Genomic DNA, 23,248 nt, shown 5'->3' with positions numbered 1-23,248 from the left:
CCAAGCTAAGGCCCCGTTTTGGACCCGCATTTTTCAGAGCCTTGCGCTTTGTCCATGCGTCCGCTGTGCGGACTTCCTTGACGTATTCTTCCAATTTTCATTTCGCAAATCCCCGCTTCCAGCTGCCTGGGTGACTTCACTGTCGTACAGGGCATGCGCAGCTCGGCTATTGGGTCTTTGCGGATGTATGTAGAGGCAAAACCCATGACCCAGGAAACCGGCGGCTTCGCCGCGCTCGGTATTCACTCCAATATCCTCGCGGCCATCGCCGCCGTCGGCTACGAAGAACCGTCGCCGATCCAGGCCCAGTCGATCCCGGTGATCCTCGACGGCCACGACATGATCGGCCAGGCCCAGACCGGCACCGGCAAGACCGCCGCTTTCGCCCTGCCGCTGCTGTCGAAGATCGATCCGAGCCGCCGTGTACCGCAGGTACTGGTGCTGGTGCCAACTCGCGAACTGGCCCTGCAGGTGGCTACCGCCTGCGAAACCTACTCCAAGCAGATGCCGGGCGTTGGCGTCGTGGCCGTCTACGGCGGAGCTCCGATGGGGCCGCAGCTCAAGGCTCTGCGCCAGGGCGCGCAAGTCCTGGTGGCGACCCCGGGCCGCCTGTGCGACCACCTGCGCCGTGACGCCAACCTGCTGTCCACCGTCGAGCGCCTGGTCCTCGACGAAGCGGACGAGATGCTCAAGCTCGGCTTCATGGATGACCTCGAAGTGATCTTCGAAGCCATTCCGGCAACCCGCCAGACCGTGCTGTTTTCCGCGACCCTGCCTGCCTCGATCCGCAGCATCGCCGAACGTCACCTGAAAGAGCCCAAGCACGTTCGCATCGCCGCCAAGACCCAGACCGTCGCCCGCATCGAGCAGGTGCACCTGATGGTCCACGCCGACCAGAAGCCGGCTTCGATCCTTCGTCTGCTGGAAGTCGAGCAGTTCGATGCGCTGATCGGGTTCGTGCGTACCAAGCAGGCTACCCTGGACATCGCCGAGTTGCTCGAGCGCCAGGGCTACCGTGCCGCCGCGCTGAACGGCGACATGCCGCAGGCCCAGCGCGAGCGCGTGATCGAGTCGCTCAAGGACGGCTCGCTGGACATCGTCATCGCCACCGACGTCGCCGCTCGCGGTCTGGACGTGGCACGCATCACCCATGTACTGAACGTGGACATGCCGTACGATCCGGAATCCTACGTGCACCGCATCGGTCGTACCGGCCGTGCCGGTCGTGAAGGCCGTGCGCTGCTGCTGGTGACCCCGCGCGAGCGCCGCATGCTTCAGGTGATCGAGCGTGTGACCGGGCAGAAGGTCGGAGAAGTTCGCCTGCCGGATGCCGACACCGTCCTGGAAGCTCGTCTGAGCCGCCTGGCCAACAGCCTGCAACCGCTGCTGGGCAACGCCGTTGCCAGCCGCGGCGCCGTACGTGACGAGCTTTGCCGTCGCCTGGGTACCGACATGGAAACCCTGGCCGCCGTGCTGCTGGCCAAGCTGACCGAAGGCAAGGCGCTGGACCTGGAGTCCGTGCGTCGCGAGCAACCGCTGACCCCGGCCGCCCCGCGCGAGCGCAGCGATCGTTATGAGCGTGGCGAGCGCCCCGAGCGCGGGGATCGTCCGGAGCGCAGCGGCGAGCGCCGCCCGATGGCCCCGCCGTCGGAAGGCAAGTCCCGCTGCCGCACCGCCCTGGGGGCCCGCGACGGCGTACAGGCGAAGAACCTGCTTGGCGCCATCCTCAACGAGGGCGGCCTGTCTCGCGAGGCCATCGGCCGTATCCAGATTCGCGAAACCTTCAGCCTGATCGAGCTGCCGGAAGAGAACCTGGATCGCCTGCTGACCAAGCTCAAGGACACCCGCGTCGCCGGCAAGGCTCTGCGCCTGCGCCGCTACCGCGAAGACTGATCGCAAGATCAGCGAGCATGGAAAGCCCCGCCTTGGCGGGGCTTTTTCATTTCGGAGTGATTGAGCGCCTGTGCCGCTGTCTCTTGCAGGAACGAGCGCCGTGAGCGGTTTCGCAGGATGGCGCGCGTAACCGTGTCGATGGCAATCGCAAGCTCTACCCGTCCTGCTGCGAGCCCCGGTTCTGGCGGATGATGCCTCCGCGGGAGCGGTGCAAGCCCGATTCGAGGAACAACCGCCCTGGCAGGTTCATGGAATGGGTGGAGCGAAGCGATGCTATGTGATGGGTGCAGCAGGCTCCGATCATCCTGCCGCTGGCTTCGATTGCGCTGCGAGATCAGGAGCCGGTAGTGGCCCTCAGCCGAATCGATAGATATCCATCCCTAGCGCGCCGAGGGTGAATCCTGCGTGCTCCACCGTCATGGGAGCGCCACCGGCAGCGCGGGCGAAGTACAGCGGCAGCAGGTGCTCGTCGGTTGGGTGGTTGCGCACGGCCCAGGGGGCCTGTCGGCGGTAGTCGAGCAGCGCCGTTTCGTCGTCGGCGGTGAGGTGTTCGGCCATCCAGTCGCGGAATGCCTTGGCCCAGGGCTCGATGACATCCGGTCCGGCGCGCCAGTCCAGCTCGCCCAGGTTGTGGGTGATGCTGCCGGAGCCGATCAGCAGGACGCCTTCCTCGCGCAGCGTGCGCAGGGCCTTGCCGATACGGTCCTGCATCTGCGGGCCGAGGCGGCTGGGCAGCGAGAGCTGCACTACCGGAATGTCCGCCTGAGGATACATCAGGCTCAGCGGCACCCAGGCGCCGTGATCCAGCGGGCGTTCAGCATCCTGAGTAACCGGCAGGCCGTCAGTGGCGAGCAGCTCGGCAACCCGTGCCGCCAGGTGCGGCGAGCCGGGGGCGGGGTACTGCACGGCGTAGAGCGGCGCCGGGAAGCCATAGAAGTCGTGCCAGGTCTCCGGGTGCGGGGCAGCAGTGACGCGCAGGTCCGGGGTTTCCCAGTGAGCGGAGACCACCAGGATCGCGTTGGGACGCGGCAGCTCTCGGGCCAGGCGCTTGAGCGGCGCGTCACTGGCGCCGGGTTCGAGGGCCAGCATGGGAGAGCCGTGGGAAATGAACAGGGTAGGGAGCATGATGCACCTCGCTACTGGAATGCCTCTATGTTCTCCCTCGGATAGATCGAAAACCAGTATGGGTTTTTGACAATTCCAATCGATCTGGTGGATGTCTTAACTGTCCAGCAATTGCACTGCGGCTGGCAGTGCGTTGCTGGATTGGGGATCATTGCCGGCATCGGCGCAGCGCGCCCTCGACTGGATCATTTCCATGCAACACGACTTCTGGCAGGCGCGCTGGGCGCGTAACGAGATCGGCTTCCACCAGGGGCAGGTGAACCCCGGCCTTGCTCGTCACTGGCCGACGCTGCAGTTGGCGCCGGATACCCAGGTGCTGGTGCCGTTGTGCGGCAAGAGCCTGGATATGCTCTGGCTGGCGGAGCAGGGTTACCGGGTATTGGGCGTCGAACTGGCAGAGCGGGCGGTGGTGGATTTCTTCGCTTCCCTGGGTGTCGAGCCGTCGATCACCGAAGAAGGCCCGATGCGCCGCTATTGCCACGAGCGGCTGGAGATTCTCCAGGGCGATTTCTTCGACACCGCCGCCGAGCATCTGGCTGGCTGTGCGGCGCTGTACGACCGCGCGGCTCTGATCGCATTGCCCCATGACATGCGCGTGGCCTATGCGGCGCACCTGCAGCGCACGTTGCCGTCGACGCTGGCAGGGCTGCTGGTGACTCTCGAATATCCGCAGGCAGAGATGGATGGCCCGCCGTTCGCGGTACCCGCCGACGAGGTGCGGCGGCACTTCGTGGAACCCTGGCAGGTGGACGAGGTAGAGCGCCTGGACGTGCTGGCGGAGAATCCGAAGTTCCTCAAGCGGGGCGTCAGCCGGCTGGATGAGGTGGTGTTCAGGTTGCGGCGCGGTTGAATTGCGGACATGAAAAAGGGCGACTCAAGAGTCGCCCTTTTTCCTGCCTCGTATGCCTTAGCGAGCAGCGGCGCTGCGCAGGGCTTCGATGCGCTCTTCCAGCGGCGGGTGGCTCATGAACAGGCCGGCGAGGCCGTGCTTGAGGTTGCCGTTGATGCCGAAGGCCTGCAGGGTGTCGGGCATTTGCACCGGCACGCCCTGCTCGGCGCGCAGGCGCTGCAATGCGGCGATCATTGCGCCGGTCCCGGCCAGGTGGGCGCCTGCGGCGTCGGCGCGGTATTCGCGTTTGCGCGAGAACCACATGACGATGATGCTGGCGAGAATGCCCAGGACCAGTTCGGCGAAGATAGTCGCGATGAAGTAGCCGATGCCCGGGCCGTCTTCGTTCTTCAGGATCGCCTTGTCGACGAAGTTGCCGAAGATGCGAGCGAAGAACATCACGAAGGTGTTCACCACGCCCTGGATCAGTGCCAGGGTGACCATGTCGCCATTGGCCACGTGGCCGATCTCGTGGGCCAGCACGGCGCGCACTTCCTCGGGAGAGAAGCGCTCCAGCAGGCCCTGGCTTACGGCGACCAGTGCGTCGTTCTTGTTCCAGCCGGTGGCGAAGGCGTTGGCCTCGTAGGCGGGGAAGATACCGACTTCCGGCATCTTGATGCCGGCTTCGCGGGACAGTTCTTCCACGGTCTGCAGCAGCCACTGTTCGTGGCGGGTGCGCGGTTGGCTGATGATCTCGGTACCGGTACTCATCTTCGCCATCCACTTGGAGATGAACAGCGAGACCAGTGAGCCGGCAAAGCCGAAGACGGCACAGAAGATCAGAAGGCTACCGTAATTCTGGCCAGTGAAACGGTCCACGCCGAGCAGTTTCAGGGTGATGCTGGCGATCACCAGAACTGCCAGGTTGGTGGCCACGAACAACAGGATGCGCATCATGGCGTAAAGCTTCTCCTCACGGCTGAATAGTGGAAAACCGTCTGGGAGCGCGGCTTTCCGGATCGCCGGGCACGGGGTGGCCCAGGATCGCTGAATAGTATGCGGGGTATATACGGTTGGCCCCGAGGTGATTCAACTCGGGGACTATTTCAAACTGTGTCGCCTGGCCGCCCGAGGTCGCTCTCGAAGAGTAGACGGGTAAGGCGCGCGATGCGCTCGCCGTGACGACTGGCCAAGGCGTCGCGAAGCTGGTTGGCCAGGGTGGCCTGGGCGCGGCGCACGCTGGGCGGGAGGTCTTCATCCGGGCGCACTGCATGGGGCACCACGCGCGTCAGGCGCAGGAAGGCCTTTTCGCTGAGCACCGCCTGGTCCAGCGCTTCGTAACGAATGGTTGCTTCGAAGCGCAGGTAGCCTTCCTCGGCGAGCCAGAGGAGGGCGCCCAGGCAGCTTTGGTGACGCTGGCTGGGAAGGCCGAACTCGTCTGGTTCTTCCCGCCCGATCAGGTCTTCGATGTACAGGCCGATCTTGCGCGGGAAGGCCTGGTAGAGCGTCAGCAGGCCCGCCGCGGCGTCCTTGTAGAAGTCGTCGATCTGGAGATCCATGAATTACTGGCGATAGGTTTTCAGGAAATTGCCGATTCGTCCGATGGCCTGTTCCAGGTCATCGACACGCGGCAGGGTAACCACCCTGAAGTGATCCGGCCAGGGCCAGTTGAAGGCGGTGCCCTGAACGATCAGCAGTTTCTCGGAAAGCAGCAGGTCAAGGACGAACTTCTCGTCGTTGTGGATCGGGCAGACTTTCGGGTCGATGCGCGGGAAGGCGTAGAGCGCGCCCATCGGCTTCACGCAACTGACACCGGGTATGTCGTTGAGCAGTTCCCAGGCGCGGTTGCGCTGTTCCAGCAGGCGGCCGCCGGGCAGTACCAGGTCGTTGATGCTCTGGTAGCCACCCAGTGCGGTCTGGATTGCATGCTGGCTCGGCACGTTGGCGCACAGGCGCATGTTGGCCAGGATGTCGAGGCCCTCGATGTAGCTCTGCGCCTTGTGCTTGGGCCCGGAAATGGCGATCCAGCCGGAGCGGAAACCTGCCACGCGGTAGGACTTGGACAGGCCGTTGAAGGTCAGGCAGAGCACGTCCGGCGCCAGGGAGGCGGTGGAGATGTGCTGGGCTTCGTCGTAGAGGATCTTGTCGTAGATCTCGTCGGAGAAGATCACCAGGTTGTGCTGGCGCGCCAGTTCGACGATGTCCAGCAGGACTTCCTTCGAATAGACCGCGCCGGTGGGGTTGTTCGGGTTGATCAGCACCAGGGCCTTGGTGTTGCTGGTGATCTTCGCGCGCATGTCGGCGATGTCGGGGAACCAGCCGGCCTGTTCGTCGCACAGGTAGTGCACCGGTTTGCCGCCGGCGAGGGATACCGAGGCGGTCCATAGCGGGTAGTCAGGGGCCGGGATCAGCACTTCGTCGCCATTGTTGAGCAGGGCCTGCAGGGCCATCACGATCAGCTCGGAGACGCCGTTGCCCAGGTAGATGTCCTCGATGCCGATGCCTTCCACCTGCTTCTGCTGGTAGTACTGCATCACTGCCTTGCGCGCGCTGAACAGGCCCTTGGAGTCGCTGTAGCCCTGGGCGGTGGGCAGGTTGCGGATGACGTCCTGGAGGATTTCGTCCGGTGCCTCGAAACCGAACGGCGCCGGGTTGCCGATGTTCAGCTTGAGGATGCGGTGGCCTTCCTCTTCCAGGCGTTTGGCGTGCTTGAGCACTGGCCCGCGAATGTCGTAGCAGACGTTGGCGAGCTTGTTCGATTTGGTGACCTGCATGATCTGGGATTCCGAAATTGTCCGCGGCAGTGCGAAGAGCGCGGCTGGCGCTCGACTTGGCAGGCTGTAACGCGGGTGACAGACTGGCGTCAAATGGTGGGTTCGGAAGTGCTTTTCACTGGCGTCTGCACTGAAAATCGGCAGTAAAACAGTGGATTGTTCGAAAAAGTAGCGATTTTAAGGCTTTTTTATCGTGACAATGCTTCTGTGCGGCAGATTCTGAACCTGGCTTTAACCACGCGCATCATACGTGCGGCCCGATTCCCGGAAAAGGGACAGGTCGGGCTTTTTTCCGTTTGTGGAGGCAGATCGATGGAAAAACAGAACAAGCCCCTTGAGTCCTGGCGTGAAGAACTCACCGACGAGCAGTTCCATATCTGTCGCCTGGGTGGTACCGAGCGTGCCTTCACCGGCGAATATCACGACACCAAGACACCCGGCATCTACCACTGCGTGTGCTGCGGCACCGCGCTGTTCGATTCGGATGCCAAGTACGATTCCGGCAGTGGCTGGCCCAGTTACTTCCAGCCAGTGAATGGCGAGGTCATCAAGGAGCTGGAAGACTTCAGCCACGGCATGCACCGAATCGAAGTGCGCTGCCAGAATTGCGATGCGCACCTTGGCCATGTATTTCCCGACGGCCCGCGTCCAACTGGCTTGCGCTATTGCATCAACTCGGCATCGCTGAAGCTGGTGCCCAAGGCGTGATTCGAAGGCCCGCACCGCGCGGGCCTTTTCTTTTGCAGCTTGCGCTGATGCGCCCAGGGCTCGGATTGCTGGAAACTTGCATCAAATTGAATTGCGTGCAATTTAATTGATGACTATCTTGTCTCTTCCCACTTCCCCCGGAGCCATGTCCGATGAGCGATGCACTGCTGAATATTCCCGTGACCACCATCAAGGGCGAACAGAAGACCCTCGCCGATTTCGGCGGCAAGGCCCTGCTGGTGGTCAACACCGCCAGCCAGTGCGGCTTTACCCCCCAGTACAAGGGCCTGGAGTCGCTGTGGCGCGCATACAAGGACAAGGGCCTGGTGGTGCTGGGCTTCCCCTGCAACCAGTTCGGTAAGCAGGAGCCCGGCAACGAGGGGGAGATTTCGCAGTTCTGCGAGCTGAACTTCGGCGTCAGCTTCCCGCTGTTCAAGAAGATCGACGTCAACGGAGCCGGTGCCCATCCGCTCTACGTGCAACTGAAGAAGCGTGCGCCGGGCCTGCTCGGTAGCCAGGGTATCAAGTGGAACTTCACCAAGTTCCTGATCGGCAAGGATGGCAAGGTGGTCAAGCGCTTCGCTCCGACTACCAAGCCGGAACAACTGTCTGCCGAGATCGAAGCGCTGCTGTGATGAAGGATTCGGCTGTTCTGCCGGCGGAACTGCAACTGGATAACCAGTTGTGCTTCCGTCTGTATGCGGTTTCCCGAGCGGTGATCCGTGGCTACCGGCCGATGCTCGATGCCCTTGGCCTGACCTATCCGCAGTACCTGGTGATGCTGGTGCTCTGGGAATGGCGGGCCGAGCCGCCGGAGCAGCCGTCGGTGAAAGCGCTGGGCGAACGCCTGATGCTCGACTCCGGCACACTGACGCCCTTGCTCAAGCGGCTGGAGCAGCTCGGCCTGGTGGAGCGTCGCCGCGCCCGGCACGACGAGCGGGAAGTGCATCTCGGGTTGACGTCCACTGGCGCGGAACTGCGTGACAAGGTGCTGCCGTTGCGGGAAGACCTTCTGTGCCGCAGTGGCCTGGACCTCGGCGCTACGGACGGATTGCGCGAGCGGCTGGATGCCTTGCTGCTGCAGTTGGCCAGGCTGGATGTCTGACTTCAGCGCGGACGGTGATCCACCCAGCGTTCGAGGATCGCCGCCAGTTCGTCGCGGTGGAACGGCTTGGCGAGGTAGTCGTCCATGCCGGCGGCGCGGCAGCGCTCGCGTTCGTCCGGCAGGGCGTTGGCGGTCAGTGCGATCACCGGCAGCCCCGGCCAGCGCCCGCTTTCACGGATCGCCTGGGTGGCCTGGTAGCCGTCCATCACCGGCATGTTGCAGTCCATCAGCACCATATCGAACGAGCCGTCGTCCAACTGGCTGAGCGCCTCTTCGCCATTGCCGGCGACAGTGACGACACAGCCGAGCTTCTGCAACAGTCCCTTGGCCACCAATTGGTTGACCGGGTTGTCTTCCACCAGCAGCACCCGCGCGGAGAACTGTTCCGCCTGTGCTCCGCCCGGGCTGGAGGACGCCGGCAGTGGCTGGTGCTCGAAGGCTTGCTTGAGCGCCTGGTAGAGCACCGCCCGCGATAGCGGTCTGGCCAGTTGGCGAAGCGGCGCCAGGCGTTGTGCTAGCGGTGGCTCGAGGAAGTTGCCGTAGGCGGTGACCAGCAGAACCGGCTTGTCCAGGTGCTGGCGCAAGCCGATCAGGCAATCCGGGCAATCCGACAGCAGTGCATCCAGCTCCATGCCGGCGAGGCTGGCGTCGATGTCCAGGCGCCGGTACTCGACATTCCACAATGGCAGCCAGTTCGCCAGTAACGCGGCCAGCCCGCTGCTGGCCGCGCATTGCACGATCAGCCGACCTTCCAGCGGTTGCAGTTGCACCGCAGGTTCGAGCGGCTGCAGGGGCAGGGTGGCGATGAACTCACTGCCCAGGCCCGGCTCGGATTTCACCTCCAGTTCGCCCTTCATCGCCTCGCACAGCTTGCGCGTCAGCGCCAGGCCGAGGCCCGTGCCGCCATACTGGCGGGCGATGCCTGCGTCGGCCTGGGCGAAGGGTTGGAATATCTTCTGCAAGGCTTCCGGGGCGATACCGATGCCGGTGTCGCGTACGCTGATGCGCACGCCATGTTCCAGCGGCTCTACGCGCACATCGACACGGCCCAGGCGGGTGAACTTGAGTGCATTGGAAAGCAGGTTGCTGACCACCTGGCGCACCCGCGTGGGGTCGCCGGAGAGCTGCGCCGGAAGTTGCGGGCTGATCAGGCAGGTCAGCTCCACCGCCGGGCCGGCGTTCTGTGAAAGCAGGCTGGCGGTGTCTTCCACGAGGGTGCCGAGGTCGAAGGGAATCTGCTCGAGCTCCAGTTGGCCGGCCTCGAACTTGGACAGGTCCAGCACGTCGTTGAGCAGCTCCATCAGCACCTTGCCGGAGTCATGGGCGATGGATAGCTGCTGGCGCTGTTCGGTGGTCAGCGGGCCGTCGAGTGCCAGGCCGAGCATACCCAGCAGCCCGTTGAGCGGCGTGCGGATCTCATGGCTCATGTTGGCCAGGAAGCTGCCGCGCGCCTGGGCCATGCCCAGCGCGGTCTGGCGCGCCTGCTCCAGTTCCTGGTTGGAGAGGGTTAGGCGCGCGTTGGCGGCCTTCAGTTCGGCGGTGCGGGCGGCGACGATGCTCTCCAGCTCCTCCAGGTACTGGGTCAGCCGATCCTCGGCTTCGCGGCGCTGCTCCATCTCCACCGAGATGCGGTTGAGCTGGCGATTGGTGACTTCCACCAGCACGCCGATCTCGTCGCGCTCATGACCGCGCGGACAGGGCAGGCGCAAGCGCGAGGGCGAACGCGGATCGTGGCGGCTGAGGGCGTCGATCAGGCTTACCAGCGGCTTGGTCAGCAGGGCATAGAACAACACCAGCAGAATCAGCGACATCAGCAGGCTGCGGATGAAGCCGGAAATGAAGGTCATGCCGGCGCGACGCAAGAAGTCGTTGCCGAAGACGAAGGTGTCGATCTCCAGGCGCAGTACGCCGAGTGATTCGGCGGGGGCGTGCTCGACGAACAACGGCTCCTCGTAGGTGCGTTGTTCGCCGAAGAGGAAGTCGCTGAGACCGCGCAGATGACTCTCCGCCTGCGGTCGGTTGGCGGTCGCCAGCGGTACGCCGGCGTTGTCGATGATCTCGGCGCGGATCACCGCCGGCGAGCGCAGCAGGCCGACGACCAGTTCCTGGGCCAGTTCGGCGTCGATGTTGTAGGCAATGCGGGCGGCGGGATTGTGGCTGACGTCCAGCAGCGCGCGCACTTCGCGGTTGATGGAGGCGTCCTGGCTGGCATAATCGACGGCAACCTGGATAAGGCTCAGCAGCGTACCCAGCAGGAATGCAACCAGCACTGTCAGGCTGGCCTGCTTGAACGAGAGGCGATGTGTGAGCGCAATATCCATAGAGTGCGGAGCGTCGCCTCGCAAGAGCTTTCCTGCCGCGTAGCATAGCCCATCCCGACCGTCTGTCGGGATAGCCTGCGGCCGAACTTCAATCGATCTGTGGAGACAAGCGTGGATTCGCGTCTGAACGATTTTCTTGCCCGTGCCGAATCGGTGCTGGCGCGCCTGGAACCCCTGCTGCCCGCCGTGCGCCAGCCGATCGACTGGCAGCACAGTCTGGCCGCGCGCTGGCACCGTGATGGGCGCAGCGGCTATCTGCAGCCGCTGGAGGTCAGCCTGGACCTGCGCCTGGATGACCTGCTCGGTGTCGACAAGCAGCGCGATCAACTGGCGCGCAACACCCGTCAGTTCGTCGCCGGTAAGCCGGCCAACCACGCCCTGCTGTGGGGCGCGCGTGGCACCGGCAAATCCTCGCTGGTGCGCGCGCTGCTGGCCGAACTAGCCGGCGAAGGGCTGCGCCTGATCGAGATCGAGCGTGATCACCTGGCGGACCTGCCGCGTGTGGTCGAGCAGTTGCAGGGCCAGCCGCAACGCTTCGTGCTGTTCTGCGATGACCTGTCGTTCGACGCCGGCGAGGGCGATTACCGCGTCCTCAAGAGCGTGCTCGACGGTTCGCTGGAGCAGGCGCCGGACAATGTGCTGCTATACGCCACCTCGAACCGCCGACACCTGGTCTCGGAAAAACAGAGCGACAACGAAAACTGGCAGATGGTCGATGGGGAGCTGCATCCCAACGAGGCGGTGGAGGACAAGATCGCGCTGTCCGATCGCTTCGGCCTCTGGCTGTCCTTCTATCCCTTCACCCAGGAGCACTTCCTCAGCGTGGTGCGTCATTGGGTCGAGGTGCTGGCGCGCAAGTCCGGCCTGAACGCCTGGAGCTGGGACGAAGCACTGGAGAAGGAAGCCATCCGCTGGGCTCTCGGGCGCGGCAACCGCAACGGCCGTTGCGCCTACCAATTCGCCCGCTACTGGGTGGGCCGCCAACTGCTGGAAGGAGATACCCCATGATCGATCTGCAACAGGCTGGTGCCGGCCTGGACGGCTATGAGCTGCTGGCCGCGCAGGCGGAGTCTTTGTTCGCCGATGAGCACGACTTCGTCGCCAACGCCGCGCAGTTCTCGGCATTACTGTTCAACGAGTTGCCCGATCTGAACTGGGCCGGCTTTTACCTCAATCGCAACGAGGAGCTGGTGCTGGGCCCGTTCCAGGGCAAGGTCGCCTGCGTGCGCATACCGTTCAGCAAGGGCGTCTGCGGTGCGGCCGCGCGTACCCGCGAGACCCAGCGGGTCGAGGATGTGCATGCGTTTCCCGGCCATATCGCCTGCGACAGCGCATCGAACAGCGAACTGGTGGTGCCGCTGGTGAAGGACGGCCGCCTGATCGGCGTGCTCGATCTCGACAGTCCCAGCGTCGGCCGCTTCAGCGAAGCCGACCAGCGCGGCATCGAGCGTCTTGCCGCGATCTTCCTGCGGCTGACCGACTGCTGATCGGCACACCATGAAAAAGCCCCGCAGGAGCGGGGCTTTTTCGTTTCCGGTGATCAGCGCTTGGCGAGGATCTTCGAGATGATCTGCTGCTCGCCCTGGAGAATCTCCGCGAGGGCCGGCCGCGTGGCGATACGCTGGAAATGTGCTGCCAGTGCTGGCCAGCGCTGTGCATCCAACTCCTCGCCGCCGTGGCGCATGTTCACCAGTTGGCAGGTGAGGGCGATGTCGGCGAGGCTGAAACGGTTGTCGACGAAGTAATCGCTGCCGCCCAGGCACTTCTCCAGATAGTCGAAGTGCTCCGGCAGCTTCTCCTGCATCGCCCCCTTGACCGCGGCTTCGTCGCAGACCTTGCCCATCAGTGGCTTGAGCAGGCGGTTGCGGAATACGGTAAAGGTCGCCAGCGGCGCGACTTCGTAGTCGGCGTACTTTTCCAGCCAGCGGATACGCGCCCTGGACTGCGCGTTGTCGCCGCACAGCGATGGACGCTGCGGGTCGCGCTCTTCCAGGTACTGGCAGATGACGCTGGAGTCGGCGAGGGTGAAGTCACCGTCGCGGATCGCCGGCACGCGGCGCAGCGGGTTCAGCTCGCGGTACCAGTCCGGCTGATTGAACGGGTTGACGTTCTCCAACTGGTATTCGAGGCCCTTCTCGGCACTGAACAGTCGGACCTTGCGGACGAAGGGAGAGAGCGGGGCGCCGAAGACTACGAGGCTCATTGGGTGCTCCAGGGGCGAGTGGGGTGGAGATTCGACGCGTCAGTCGTCGTAAAGGTTCTTCTTCTTCCACAGATCGTCGTCGTCCAGCGCCTTGAGACCATCGTTCAGTTCGCTGTTCTCGTCGGTGGCGGGCTGGGCTGTTTCCAGCACCATCGAGTTGGCGCGTGCCAGTTGGTTCTCCATCTGTTGCAGCTGCGCCTGGTAGCGGCCGGCGTCCGCCTGCTTGCGCATGTACTGTACGCCGCGCTCGAAGGCCAGGCGCGCCTGGCGCGGTTGGCCCTGCTGCAGCGCCTGCTGGCCGAGGTTACCGAAGAAGTCGATATGCAGAAGGGTAAGCAGGTGGCGGATTTCCTTCACCCACTGCTGGGCTTCGTTGCGCGGCAGCATGCCGTCCTGCGTGCAGCGGGTCAGTTGGGCGTGCAGCGCTTCGAAGAGGAAACGTACTTCCTTGGCCTTGGCCTCGGTGAGAATTGCCTGCGGTGCGTTGCGCACGGGAATGGAGTCGCCCTGGGCGACCAGCGGACGCAGTTCGGCGACGCGCTCCTTTATCTGCGCATTCTGTTTGTCGACGGCCAGCAGGCGCTCTCCGAGAGCCAGTTCGAAGCGGCTGAGCAGCAGCTTCAGCGCCGGTGACATGAACTGACCCGGCATGGACTCGGAAATATCGGAACAGCGCCGGCAGCGGTCGAGCAGATCGGCCCTCTGCCGAGCCTGTTCCAGCTTGCGGTTCTCGACCAGGTGGTTGATGTAGCCAATGGCAACCAGCAGGGCGATGCCGACGAGGACCAGGACGGTAATGACGAGTGGCGACACCGTGAAACGCTCCCGAAGGTTTTTCCGCGAGTGTAATGTCTTAGTGCTACCGCTGATAGCAGCAGATCAGTTTTTACTCAGAAGTCTTTGATTTAAAAAAATTTTCTTTGAAGGGTTGACGCCTCACCAAAGGCTCCATAGAATGCGCGCCACTTCGACGCGAAACGCGGAAACGCAAGCGGAGAAGTCGGAAAGATGTTGTAAGTTCCGGGCCGCGTCCCCTTCGTCTAGTGGCCTAGGACACCGCCCTTTCACGGCGGTAACAGGGGTTCGAGTCCCCTAGGGGACGCCATTGCGGGAATAGCTCAGTTGGTAGAGCACGACCTTGCCAAGGTCGGGGTCGCGAGTTCGAGTCTCGTTTCCCGCTCCAAATTCTCGCTCATCGCCACCGGCGGTGAGCGAAAGATGAAATGGCGTTACCCTTCGGCGAAAGCTGAAGGTTGCAAAGAGTTGCTGCGGGAATAGCTCAGTTGGTAGAGCACGACCTTGCCAAGGTCGGGGTCGCGAGTTCGAGTCTCGTTTCCCGCTCCAAAATCGAAACGCCGCCCATACGGGCGGCGTTTTCGTTTGTGCGGCAGAAATGTTCGCCATTCATGAAAAAGCCCGCTGCGAGCGGGCTTTTGCGTTTCCGGGATTCAGCCGAAGTAGCGCTGGCAGAAGTCTTCGATGGCGGCGACGACCTCCGCCTTGTCCGGTGCCTGGCGGTCGATGAAGGGAAAGCACTTCTCTTCCTTGCGGAACCAGTTGTAGCCAAGCGGGCCGTCGCAATTCTCCAGGCGCGCGTACGAGACTCGGAAACTGTCGTTGCCAGCACTCTCGTCATAGGCCCAGCCGAATTCCACGGCGCCGGAGAGGGTGAAGAAGCTTTTGGTTTTCGATAGCTGGAGGCTGTGTGGTGGCATCCAGCCTTCGTGGGTGCCGTACAGGCGGGTCGCGAGGTCGCTCGCCAGGATGTATTCGAGGATCGCGCCGGTGAATGCCTTGGCCTCGATGGAGCCCTTGCCGTACCAGGTCGATGCGTCGTGCTTCTTCTGTACCTTCGCCCAAGACTGCTGTTGCGCGACGCCCGCGGTAGCGGTGGGGCGAGCCGCACGGGGTTGCGCGGTGTGGGTTGGCAACGCTTCGACCTGGGCCTGCCAGGCGCTGCTGGCGAACAGCCGCACGTCGTCATGGGTCAGCCTCTGGCGAGCGGCGAGGGCGCCGGCCAGTTCGGCGGCGATATCGAAGTTGTTCTTGGATGCAGCGATTCGCAACGCGGTTCTGCGGCGTTTGTTGATGGTTGCGGGATCTGCGCCCAGTGCCAGCAAGCGACGGGTGACTTCCAGCGGATCGCCACGCCTGCACCACGCGCAGGAGATACCGGCGGTGCTGCTGTCGAGCAGGTCCACGTCGCCGGCGGCGTACATCAGGGCCGTCGAGCCGTCGCGGTTGGTGATGTTCGGGTTGGTGCCCAGTTCCAGCAAGTCGTCGAACAGGCGGACATCACCCAGATAGGCCGCCATGATCAACGGGTTGTACAGCCCGCGGGGTTCGAAGGCGTCCAGGTCGGCGCCGGCTTGCTTGAGACGGCTGAGCAGGGCCTTCAGGTCGTCGTGGCTGCCTTCTTCAGGGCCGAAGATTTCCCCGCGCAGGGTGCCCAGGCCGATGGCCAGGCATGCTGGCGGAACCTTGCTGAGGTTCGGATCGGCGCCAGCGTCGAGCAGGACGCCGATCAGCCGGACGATCTCGGCCTTGTCGCTGAGGTGCCAGAAGGCGTGCGCGAACTGGCTGAGTGGCGTGCTGCCATTGCGTTCGCGTTTGTTGACCTGGCCACGTGCGACCAGTTGTTCGATCTGCGCTGCGTTGATGCGCATGTTCATGGGCTCGGTTCCTTCGGCTGTCTGTTCCCTGCGCACCTTTGTGCCACACCCGGGAGGCCCGGGTGCGAGGCGAATTTCCGCCTGGAAGTGGTGGCCGCGTCAAGCGGCGGCTGCTGCTTCTTCGCGCGGTACGAACAGCTTTCGCGTGGCCAGTAGGTGCACGATGAAACCGAGCAACGCGCCGCCGAGCGTGCCGACACTCAGCCGCTGGATCAGCCCGCCGAGGCCGATCTGGCCTTCCAGGCGCTCCAGGCGATCGAAGCTCCTGGGGTCGCTATTGGAATAGGCGATCTTCAGCAGACGGCCTTCCGGATAGCGGTCGGCGTTGCTGGAGGCGACGTCGAAGCGGCCGATTTAGGGCTGTCCCTTCACCTCGAACCGATAGGTGAAGTGCATCATTTCCTTGGTTCGACCGCGCCGGCCGCGTTCTTCGGTGACGTTATCCAGGTGCACGGGGGCTTCGATCACTGTGTGGTCGGCGAGAATGCGCTTGGCGCGCAAGTGGCTGGCGATGCCGCTGAGCAGGAGCAGAAGGATGAAGCAGATGGTCAGCGTGGTGCAGACGATGGTGGAAACCAGGCGGACTTTCCGATGGGTCTCTTGCGAGATCTTGAAGCTGAGCATGACGTTCCCTGCCTTGAGTCGGTTGAAGTGGTGAACTCAGGCTAAGGGCGCGACGGCAGGCCGTCCTTGTCAGTTTGTCAACCGTGCGGGGAGGGACACTTGACAGGGGTGGCGCGGCATTCGACTGCCGCGCCGGGGAGGGATCAGTGCTTCTGCGTGTCGTCCGGCAGGGCGAGCATCTGCTTTTCGCGGTTCCAGTCGAAGGCTTCGCCGCGCTCTTCTGCATCGAAGCGGCGCTCGTCGAGCTGCTGGTAAATCTCCAGTTCTTCGTCGGGCATGAAGTGCAGGCAGTCGCCGCCGAAGAACCACAGCAGGTCGCGTGGCACCAGATGGGCGATCTGCGGATAGCGGTGGAATACCTGGCTGATCAGATCCTGGCCCAGGTACTGGGCGCCTTCCGGGTCGCGCGGCAGTTCGGACAGTAGCTCGTCGAAGCGTTCGAGGAACAGGCCGTGGTTGTCTTCCGGTACCTGCTCGGCTTCACCCAGGGCGCCGAGAATGGTGCGCAGGTGGTTGAGCAGAGCAAGGTGGTGGTCGAGATAGGCGTTGGCCATGATGCTTCCTCTGGGACAGCGTTGAAACGGCTGCGAAGTATATCGGGTTACGGGCGGAACGGTTGCGACTGGATCTGCCGGCGGCGGTTGTCGATCTGTTGCTGCTGTTGGTCGAGCAGGCGCTGCTGTTGTTGCAGTTGCTGTTGCTGCAGGTCGCTTTTCTGCCGTTGGATCATCTGGTCGCTCTGCCTGCGCTGCTGGTCGCGCAGGCGTTGGCTGTCCTGCTGGCGCTTGAGGTTCTCCTGCTGCAATTGCAGGCGCTGGCTGTCGTACTGCAGGCGCTGGCGGTCCAGTTCGTTCTGGCGCATCTCGGACTGCCGGCGCAGGGTTTCCTGCTGTTGCTGGAGCGGGTCGATGACCGGCGTTGGCGCTGGCGCGGGCCTGGGGCGGCTCGGGTACAGCCAGGGGTCGGCCTGGGCCGCGCTGGCGAGGAGTATCGCCAGCAGCAGGGCAGTGAGGCGGCGCATGCTGCGTTCTCCATGTCGTGGATTCTTTCAGTGTGCACCTTGTGAGGGTAGTCGGCACTGCTGTGCGTCGGTAAAGCCGTGAACGACGAGGGCGCCCGCAGGCGCCCTCGCAGTGCTGGCGTTCGCCTCAGGGCGCGCCGGCCAGCTCTTCCTTGGAAAAATCGTCTACATCGATCACCGCGCGCCGCGCGCGCTCGGCTTCGTGCAGGGTTTGCGCCTCGTTCGCGTCGAGTACGCCCGCTTCACGCGCGGCGTCGATCGGCGACTGTCCGGGTTTGGGCGTGACGCGCTCCTCGCGCAGCGCCTGGTGCAGTTTCTTCTGCAGCGGTGCGGCTTCGGCGAGTTTGTCGTAGGCATGGCCGAGCTTGCCGATCGGGTCTTGCGGATTGTCGGGCAGGAAGGCGCCGGCAAGGATGGCCTGTAGCGCAGGGTCACCCTGTGGGCGCGCGAGGATGCCGGCGATCTCGGCGTCCAGTGCATCCCCGGGGCCGCGGTGGCGACGCCCCAGCGGCAGCACCAGGATGCGCAGCAGGCAGGCGAACGGACGATTGGGGAAGTTGTCGATCAGCCCGGCCAGGGCCGACTCGGCCTTTTCCAGGTTCTCCTCCATCGCCCAGCGCAGCAGCGGTTGCAGATGCTCCGGGTTGTCCTGATCGTGGTAGCGCTTGAGCGCCGCCGAGCCGAGGTAGAGATGGCTGAGCGCGTCACCCAGGCGTGCGGAAAGGCGCTCGCGACGCTTCAACTCGCCGCCGAGCATCATCATGCTGAAGTCGGCCAGCAGCGCGAAGGCCGCGGCCAGCCGATTGAGCGCTCGGTAGTAAGGCCGGCTGACACGATCGCCGGGCACCTGGTCGAAGCTGCCAAGGCCCAATCCCAGCAGCAGGCTGCTGGCGGCGTTGCTCACGGCGAAGCCGATATGATCCAGCAGCAGTTCGTCGAACTCGCGCTCCGCCTGTTCCTGGTCATCGCGGCGGGCCAGTTCCATCTCTTTGAGCACATATGGATGGCAGCGGATGGCGCCCTGGCCGAAGATCATCAGGTTGCGCGAGAGGATGTTGGCGCCCTCTACCGTGATGAAGATCGGTGCGGCCTGCCAGGAGCGGCCCAGGTAGTTGTTCGGGCCCATGATGATGCCCTTGCCGCCGTGGATGTCCATCGCATGGGCGATGGACTCGCGGCCGCGCTCGGTGAGGTGATACTTGAGGATCGCCGAGAGCACCGAGGGTTTTTCCCCCAGGTCCACCGCGTTGGCGGTGAGGATGCGTGCGCTGTCCATCATCCAGGCGTTGCCGCCGATGCGTGCCAGCGCTTCCTGGATGCCTTCGAAGGCCGCCAGCGGAACGTTGAATTGTTCGCGGACCTGGGCGTAGCGCCCGCTGACGTAGCTGCCGACCTTGGCTGCGCTGGTTCCTACGGCTGGCAGGGAGATCGAGCGGCCCACCGACAGGCAGTTCATCAGCATCATCCAGCCTTTGCCGATCATTTCCTGGCCGCCGATGATGACGTTCAGCGGCACGAACACGTCCTTGCCGGAGTTCGGCCCGTTCATGAAGGCGGCGCCCAACGGCACATGACGGCGCCCGATCTCGACGCCGGGAGTGTCGGTGGGGATCAAGGCGAGGGTGATGCCGAGGTCTTCTTCCTCGCCCAGCAGATGGTCCGGGTCGTGGCACTTGAAAGCTAGTCCGAGCAGCGTAGCGACTGGGCCGAGGGTGATGTAGCGCTTTTCCCAGGTCAGGCGCAGGCCGAGCACCTCCTCGCCGTTCCACTGGCCCTTGCAGACCACGCCGATGTCGGTCATGCCGCCAGCGTCGGAGCCGGCCTGCGGGCTGGTGAGGGCGAAGCAGGGGATTTCGTCGCCCGTGGCCAGGCGCGGCAGGTAGCGCTGGCGTTGCTCATCGGTGCCGTAGTGGAGCAGCAGTTCAGCCGGGCCGAGCGAGTTGGGCACCATCACGGTGGAAGCGAGATCGCCGCTACGGCTCGCGAGCTTCATCACCACCTGGGAGTGGGCGAAGGCGGAGAAGCCCTTGCCGCCATATTCCTTGGGAATGATCAGGCCGAAGAAGCCCTGTTCCTTGATGAAGGCCCAGGCTTCCGGCGGCAGGTCCATGCGCTGGCCGATGTCCCAGTCGTTGACCAGGGCGCAGAGCTGCTCGGTTGGACCGTCGACGAACGCCTGCTCCTCTTCGGTCAGTTGTGCGCGGGGATAGCCGAGCAGCGTGCTCCAGTCGGGACGGCCGCTGAACAGTTGGCCATCCCACCACACGGTGCCGGCCTCGATGGCTTCGCGTTCGGTTTCGGACATCGGCGGCAGGGTCTTCTTGAACCAGGCGAACAGCCGCGAGGTGAACAGGCTGCGGCGCAGGTCGGTGGCGAGGATGGTCGTCGCGGCTACCGCCCATAACAGCCACAGCAGCACCATCCAGCCGTGCGCATGGCTGAACAGACTCATCAGGACGAGATAGACGGCGACGATGCCCAGCGCCTTGAGCGGCGCGGCGCGGCGGTGCGCGAGCCAGGCGACGACAAGGACCAGGACGAGTAACCAGAGCAACAGCATGCGGATTCCTCCATGACAGCCCGGGGCGGCGACAACGGGCCTCCGCGGGCTTGATGACGAACGTTGCGCGAGTGGCGCGACGGCTCCAGAAGCTTAGCTGGCTGCACATGACCAATGGCCGCATGGCCGGACAGCTTGGCCGGATCGCCGTGTCGGACGGGCACTCCGTCTGGTTAGACTGCCCCCATGACCAAGGAGGATGCGCCGTGCAGGTATACCTGAAACCCAGCCGCTTCGTGGATAGTGACCACCCTGCGGTAGTCGAGTTCGCAGAAAATCACCGTGGCGCGGGAGCGACGCCGCTGGCGCAGGCGGTAGCGCTCTATTACGCGGTGCGCGACGGAGTTCGCTACAACCCCTACGTGTTCAGCCGCGACCCGCACACGCTGCGGGGCAGCCATGCGCTGGAGTCCGGGCAGTCCTACTGCGTGCCCAAGGCTACTTTGCTGGCGGCCTGCGCCCGGCATTGCGGGATTCCGGCGCGGATCGGCCTGGCCGATGTGAAGAATCACCTGGCCACGCCTCGCCTGCTGGAGCTGCTGCGCAGCGAGATATTCGCCATGCACGGCTACACCGAGCTGTATCTGGAAGGGCGCTGGGTGAAGGCCACGCCGGCTTTCGATCTCGGTCTGTGTGAAGCCTTTGGTGTGCTGCCATTGGAGTTCGACGGGCGCACGGACAGCGTATTCCACCCATTCAACCGCGAGGGCGAACGGCATATGGAATATCTGCGTGACCACGGCCAGTTCGCCGACGTGCCCGAGGAGTTCTTCTTCGGCTACCTGCAGCAGTGCTATCCACACCTGTTCGCCGAGGCGACGCCGCCGCTGGCCGGCGATATGCGCGCCGAAGCGGCGAAGCATGAAAGCAATCGATAGTCACCATCAGCGCATGCGTCTTTTTTCCTGGCGCCCAAGCCGGTAGGGTGCCGTCATCCGAAGTTGTGTCCAGCGGACGCGACTCCATCGAATGACAACAAGAGAGGCGCAGCATGCTCAAGATCTGGGGCAGGAAGAATTCCTCCAACGTACGCAAGGCGCTGTGGTGCGCAGAGGAGGCGGGCCTTGCCTATGAGCGGATCGACGCCGGCGGCGCGTTCGGCGTGGTCGACGGCGCGGCGTACCGCGCATTGAATCCCAACGGCGTGGTGCCGACCCTCGACGATGACGGCTTCATCCTCTGGGAATCCAACGCCATCGTCCGCTACCTCGCCGCCCGTTACGCACCGGCGCTGTATGCGCAGGATCCGCAGGCGCGTGCCATCGCCGACAAATGGATGGACTGGACCACGTCGACCTTCGCCGGGCCGTTCCGCACGCTGTTCTGGGGCACCCTGCGCACGCCGCCCGGGCAGCGTGACCACGCGGCCATCCAGGTGGCGCTCGATACCTGCGCACGCCTGCTGGAAATCCCCGAGCAGGCCCTGGCCAGACAGCCGTATCTCTCCGGCGCGCAGTTCGGCATGGGCGACATCCCGCTCGGCAGCTTCATCTATGCTTGGTTCGAAATGCCCATCGAGCGCCCGCCGCAGCCGCACCTGTCGGCCTGGTACGAGCGCCTGAAGACGCGCCCGGCCTACCGTGAAGCAGTGATGACCGACCTGACCTGATGTGTCCTTGCGTGCCGCAGAGGTTGCAATCCTCGCGGCGGACCATTATCAAGCAGGCCTTTTTCCAGCAGACCTTTTCCGGGAATCCCCCATGAGTTCCGCGCTGTCCATCCGTCAACTGACGAAAACCTACGGCAACGGTTTCCAGGCCCTCAAGGGCATCGACCTGGACGTCGCCGAGGGCGACTTCTTCGCCCTGCTCGGCCCCAACGGCGCCGGCAAGTCCACCACCATCGGCATCCTTTCCACCCTGGTGAACAAGACCAGCGGCACGGTCAACGTCTTCGGCCACGACCTCGACAAGGATCCATACGGCCTCAAGCGCTGCCTGGGCGTGGTGCCCCAGGAGTTCAACTTCAACCAGTTCGAGAAGGTGTTCGACATTGTCGTCACCCAGGCCGGCTATTACGGCATCCCGATGAGTGTGGCCAAGGGGCGTGCGGAGAAGTACCTGACCCAGCTTGGCCTGTGGGACAAGCGCAACTCGGCCTCCCGCGAGCTGTCCGGCGGCATGAAGCGGCGGCTGATGATCGCCCGCGCGCTGGTCCACGAGCCGCGCCTCCTGATCCTCGACGAGCCTACCGCCGGCGTGGACATCGAGCTGCGCCGCTCGATGTGGAACTTCCTCACCGAACTCAACCAGGAAGGCATCAGCATCATCCTCACCACACATTATCTGGAAGAGGCCGAGCAGCTCTGCCGCAACATCGCGATCATCGACCACGGCACCATCGTGGAGAACACCAGCATGCGCAAGCTGCTGAGCAAGCTGCACGTGGAGACCTTCTTCCTGGACCTGCAGGGCACCCTGGCCGAGGCGCCGAAGCTCGACGGCTACCCGGCGCGCCTGGTGGATGACCACACGCTGGAGGTCCAGGTGGACAAGTCCAGGGGCATCAACGGGCTGTTCGTCCAGCTCAATGCCCAGGGCCTGCAGGTGTTGAGCCTGCGTAACAAGAGCAACAGGCTGGAGGAACTGTTCGTGTCGCTGGTGGAGAAGAATCTGTCGAAGGTGGCCGTATGAACAGCGAACTGCGCGCCAACTGGGTCGCCCTCAACACCATCGTCTACCGCGAAGTCCGCCGCTTCCTGCGCATCTGGCCGCAGACCCTGCTGCCGCCGGCGATCACCATGGTTCTGTACTTCGTGATCTTCGGCAACCTGATCGGCCGGCAGATCGGCGACATGGGTGGCTTTACCTACATGCAGTACATCGTGCCCGGCCTGATCATGATGTCGGTGATCACCAACTCCTACGGCAATGTGGTGTCGAGCTTCTTCGGCAGCAAGTTCCAGCGCAACATCGAGGAGCTGCTGGTATCGCCGGTATCGCCGCACACCATCCTGCTCGGCTTCGTCTGCGGCGGCGTGCTGCGCGGGCTGGCGGTGGGGCTGATCGTCACTGTGCTGTCGCTGTTCTTCACCAGCCTGCAGATCCACCACATCGGCATCACCGTGCTGGTGGTGGTGTTGACAGCGGCGATCTTCTCGATGGGCGGTTTCATCAACGCCGTGTTCGCGCGCAACTTCGACGACATATCGATCATCCCGACCTTCGTGCTGACGCCGCTGACCTACCTGGGCGGGGTCTTCTACTCGATCTCGCTGCTGCCACCGTTCTGGCAGACCGTGTCGCTGGCCAACCCCATCCTGCACATGGTCAATGCCTTCCGCTACGGCATCCTCGGCGTGTCGGACATCCGCATCGGTGTCGCGGTGATTTTCATGCTGGTGGCAACCGTCGTGCTCTATGTTTTCTGCGTGCGCCTGCTGGTGAGCGGGCGTGGCATGCGCCAGTGATCCG

The 23,248-nt window shown here is 63.9% G+C and carries 22 protein-coding genes, 3 tRNA genes and 1 pseudogene; 14 read left to right on the top strand and 12 right to left on the bottom strand.

Annotated features, from left to right (window positions below; translation table 11 throughout):
- The first annotated feature begins 169 nt into the window (after window positions 1-169).
- Window positions 170-1,893 (top strand): annotated as a pseudogene (locus OU419_RS18990) (DEAD/DEAH box helicase).
- Window positions 1,894-2,247: 354 nt separating this feature from the next.
- Here OU419_RS18990 and OU419_RS18985 read toward each other — a convergent pair.
- Window positions 2,248-3,018, bottom strand: a complete 771-nt coding sequence (locus tag OU419_RS18985) for a DODA-type extradiol aromatic ring-opening family dioxygenase (protein WP_254475967.1) — start codon at window positions 3,016-3,018, stop codon at window positions 2,248-2,250.
- Window positions 3,019-3,211: 193 nt separating this feature from the next.
- Here OU419_RS18985 and OU419_RS18980 point away from each other — a divergent pair, with 193 nt between their 5' ends.
- The gene (locus OU419_RS18980) at window positions 3,212-3,868 is read left to right on the top strand and encodes a thiopurine S-methyltransferase (RefSeq protein ID WP_254475965.1); all 657 of its coding nucleotides are present in this window, start codon (window positions 3,212-3,214) and stop codon (window positions 3,866-3,868) included.
- 57 nt (window positions 3,869-3,925) lie between these two features.
- Here the strand turns inward: OU419_RS18980 and htpX are convergent, their stop codons facing one another.
- The 3 genes from htpX to OU419_RS18965 form a co-directional block, all read right to left on the bottom strand.
- A complete protein-coding gene (htpX, locus tag OU419_RS18975; protein ID WP_254475964.1) occupies window positions 3,926-4,804 on the bottom strand; it encodes a protease HtpX in 879 nt (292 codons plus the stop codon).
- Window positions 4,805-4,953: 149 nt separating this feature from the next.
- Window positions 4,954-5,406: a hypothetical protein gene (locus OU419_RS18970; protein WP_254475962.1), complete on the bottom strand. Its 453-nt coding sequence runs from the start codon at window positions 5,404-5,406 to the stop codon at window positions 4,954-4,956.
- A gap of 3 nt (window positions 5,407-5,409) precedes the next feature.
- Window positions 5,410-6,621 carry a pyridoxal phosphate-dependent aminotransferase gene (locus OU419_RS18965; RefSeq protein WP_254475960.1) on the bottom strand — a complete coding sequence of 404 codons (1,212 nt, stop codon included), beginning with the start codon at window positions 6,619-6,621 and terminating at the stop codon, window positions 5,410-5,412.
- Between the two features lie 312 nt (window positions 6,622-6,933).
- On the opposite strand from OU419_RS18965, the gene msrB reads away from it, so the two are divergent.
- The 3 genes from msrB to OU419_RS18950 all read left to right on the top strand — a co-directional run bounded on the left by msrB (window position 6,934) and on the right by OU419_RS18950 (window position 8,434).
- Window positions 6,934-7,329, top strand: coding sequence for a peptide-methionine (R)-S-oxide reductase MsrB (gene msrB / locus OU419_RS18960; RefSeq protein ID WP_254475957.1), 396 nt, complete (start codon window positions 6,934-6,936; stop codon window positions 7,327-7,329).
- A gap of 152 nt (window positions 7,330-7,481) precedes the next feature.
- Window positions 7,482-7,964, top strand: coding sequence for a glutathione peroxidase (locus OU419_RS18955; RefSeq protein ID WP_254475955.1), 483 nt, complete (start codon window positions 7,482-7,484; stop codon window positions 7,962-7,964).
- Complete coding sequence (locus tag OU419_RS18950; protein WP_254475953.1) at window positions 7,964-8,434, top strand: MarR family winged helix-turn-helix transcriptional regulator; 471 nt, start codon at window positions 7,964-7,966, stop codon at window positions 8,432-8,434. The genes OU419_RS18955 and OU419_RS18950 overlap by 1 nt, the downstream gene beginning before the upstream one ends.
- Before the next feature lie 2 nt (window positions 8,435-8,436).
- Here OU419_RS18950 and OU419_RS18945 read toward each other — a convergent pair whose 3' ends face one another.
- On the bottom strand, window positions 8,437-10,755 hold the full coding sequence (locus OU419_RS18945) for an ATP-binding protein (protein WP_254475952.1): 2,319 nt from the start codon (window positions 10,753-10,755) through the stop codon (window positions 8,437-8,439).
- Between the two features lie 111 nt (window positions 10,756-10,866).
- On the opposite strand from OU419_RS18945, the gene OU419_RS18940 reads away from it, so the two are divergent.
- Both OU419_RS18940 and OU419_RS18935 read left to right on the top strand, forming a co-directional pair.
- The gene (locus OU419_RS18940; protein WP_254475949.1) at window positions 10,867-11,763 is read left to right on the top strand and encodes an ATP-binding protein; all 897 of its coding nucleotides are present in this window, start codon (window positions 10,867-10,869) and stop codon (window positions 11,761-11,763) included.
- On the top strand, window positions 11,760-12,242 hold the full coding sequence (locus tag OU419_RS18935; RefSeq protein ID WP_254475947.1) for a GAF domain-containing protein: 483 nt from the start codon (window positions 11,760-11,762) through the stop codon (window positions 12,240-12,242). The genes OU419_RS18940 and OU419_RS18935 overlap by 4 nt, the downstream gene beginning before the upstream one ends.
- A gap of 53 nt (window positions 12,243-12,295) precedes the next feature.
- Here the strand turns inward: OU419_RS18935 and OU419_RS18930 are convergent, their stop codons facing one another.
- Both OU419_RS18930 and OU419_RS18925 read right to left on the bottom strand, forming a co-directional pair.
- Window positions 12,296-12,958, bottom strand: a complete 663-nt coding sequence (locus tag OU419_RS18930) for a glutathione S-transferase family protein (RefSeq protein WP_254475945.1) — start codon at window positions 12,956-12,958, stop codon at window positions 12,296-12,298.
- 39 nt (window positions 12,959-12,997) lie between these two features.
- Window positions 12,998-13,771 carry a hypothetical protein gene (locus OU419_RS18925; protein WP_254475943.1) on the bottom strand — a complete coding sequence of 258 codons (774 nt, stop codon included), beginning with the start codon at window positions 13,769-13,771 and terminating at the stop codon, window positions 12,998-13,000.
- 216 nt (window positions 13,772-13,987) lie between these two features.
- On the opposite strand from OU419_RS18925, the gene OU419_RS18920 reads away from it, so the two are divergent.
- From OU419_RS18920 to OU419_RS18910, 3 genes are all read left to right on the top strand, one after another.
- Window positions 13,988-14,063, top strand: a tRNA-Glu gene (locus tag OU419_RS18920).
- A gap of 2 nt (window positions 14,064-14,065) precedes the next feature.
- Window positions 14,066-14,141 (top strand) — tRNA-Gly (locus OU419_RS18915).
- Window positions 14,142-14,226: 85 nt separating this feature from the next.
- Window positions 14,227-14,302: transfer RNA gene (locus OU419_RS18910), tRNA-Gly, on the top strand.
- 104 nt (window positions 14,303-14,406) lie between these two features.
- On the opposite strand, the gene OU419_RS18905 is transcribed toward OU419_RS18910, so the two are convergent.
- The 5 genes from OU419_RS18905 to OU419_RS18885 form a co-directional block, all read right to left on the bottom strand.
- Entirely contained in the window at window positions 14,407-15,630 is a 1,224-nt protein-coding gene (locus OU419_RS18905; protein ID WP_254475941.1) for an ankyrin repeat domain-containing protein, read from the bottom strand.
- Window positions 15,631-15,984: 354 nt separating this feature from the next.
- Entirely contained in the window at window positions 15,985-16,254 is a 270-nt protein-coding gene (locus OU419_RS18900) for a hypothetical protein (protein ID WP_254475939.1), read from the bottom strand.
- A gap of 143 nt (window positions 16,255-16,397) precedes the next feature.
- Window positions 16,398-16,808, bottom strand: a complete 411-nt coding sequence (locus OU419_RS18895) for a PA2817 family protein (RefSeq protein WP_254475937.1) — start codon at window positions 16,806-16,808, stop codon at window positions 16,398-16,400.
- Between the two features lie 47 nt (window positions 16,809-16,855).
- On the bottom strand, window positions 16,856-17,275 hold the full coding sequence (locus tag OU419_RS18890) for a PA2816 family glutamine-rich protein (protein WP_254475935.1): 420 nt from the start codon (window positions 17,273-17,275) through the stop codon (window positions 16,856-16,858).
- 127 nt (window positions 17,276-17,402) lie between these two features.
- The gene (locus OU419_RS18885) at window positions 17,403-19,835 is read right to left on the bottom strand and encodes an acyl-CoA dehydrogenase (protein ID WP_254475933.1); all 2,433 of its coding nucleotides are present in this window, start codon (window positions 19,833-19,835) and stop codon (window positions 17,403-17,405) included.
- Between the two features lie 206 nt (window positions 19,836-20,041).
- On the opposite strand from OU419_RS18885, the gene OU419_RS18880 reads away from it, so the two are divergent.
- The 4 genes from OU419_RS18880 to OU419_RS18865 all read left to right on the top strand — a co-directional run bounded on the left by OU419_RS18880 (window position 20,042) and on the right by OU419_RS18865 (window position 23,244).
- A complete protein-coding gene (locus OU419_RS18880; protein WP_254475931.1) occupies window positions 20,042-20,713 on the top strand; it encodes a transglutaminase-like domain-containing protein in 672 nt (223 codons plus the stop codon).
- Window positions 20,714-20,826: 113 nt separating this feature from the next.
- Window positions 20,827-21,444, top strand: coding sequence for a glutathione S-transferase (locus OU419_RS18875; RefSeq protein WP_254475929.1), 618 nt, complete (start codon window positions 20,827-20,829; stop codon window positions 21,442-21,444).
- A 91-nt stretch (window positions 21,445-21,535) separates the two neighbouring features.
- A complete protein-coding gene (locus OU419_RS18870; RefSeq protein ID WP_254475927.1) occupies window positions 21,536-22,468 on the top strand; it encodes an ABC transporter ATP-binding protein in 933 nt (310 codons plus the stop codon).
- On the top strand, window positions 22,465-23,244 hold the full coding sequence (locus OU419_RS18865) for an ABC transporter permease (protein WP_254475925.1): 780 nt from the start codon (window positions 22,465-22,467) through the stop codon (window positions 23,242-23,244). The genes OU419_RS18870 and OU419_RS18865 overlap by 4 nt, the downstream gene beginning before the upstream one ends.
- The last annotated feature ends 4 nt before the right edge of the window (window positions 23,245-23,248 follow it).

Source organism: Pseudomonas triclosanedens (genome assembly GCF_026686735.1).
In the GTDB taxonomy this organism is placed as follows: domain Bacteria; phylum Pseudomonadota; class Gammaproteobacteria; order Pseudomonadales; family Pseudomonadaceae; genus Pseudomonas; species Pseudomonas triclosanedens.
The sequence above is the reverse complement of the archived record's forward strand: the minus strand, read 5'-3'. Positions and strand labels throughout refer to the sequence as shown.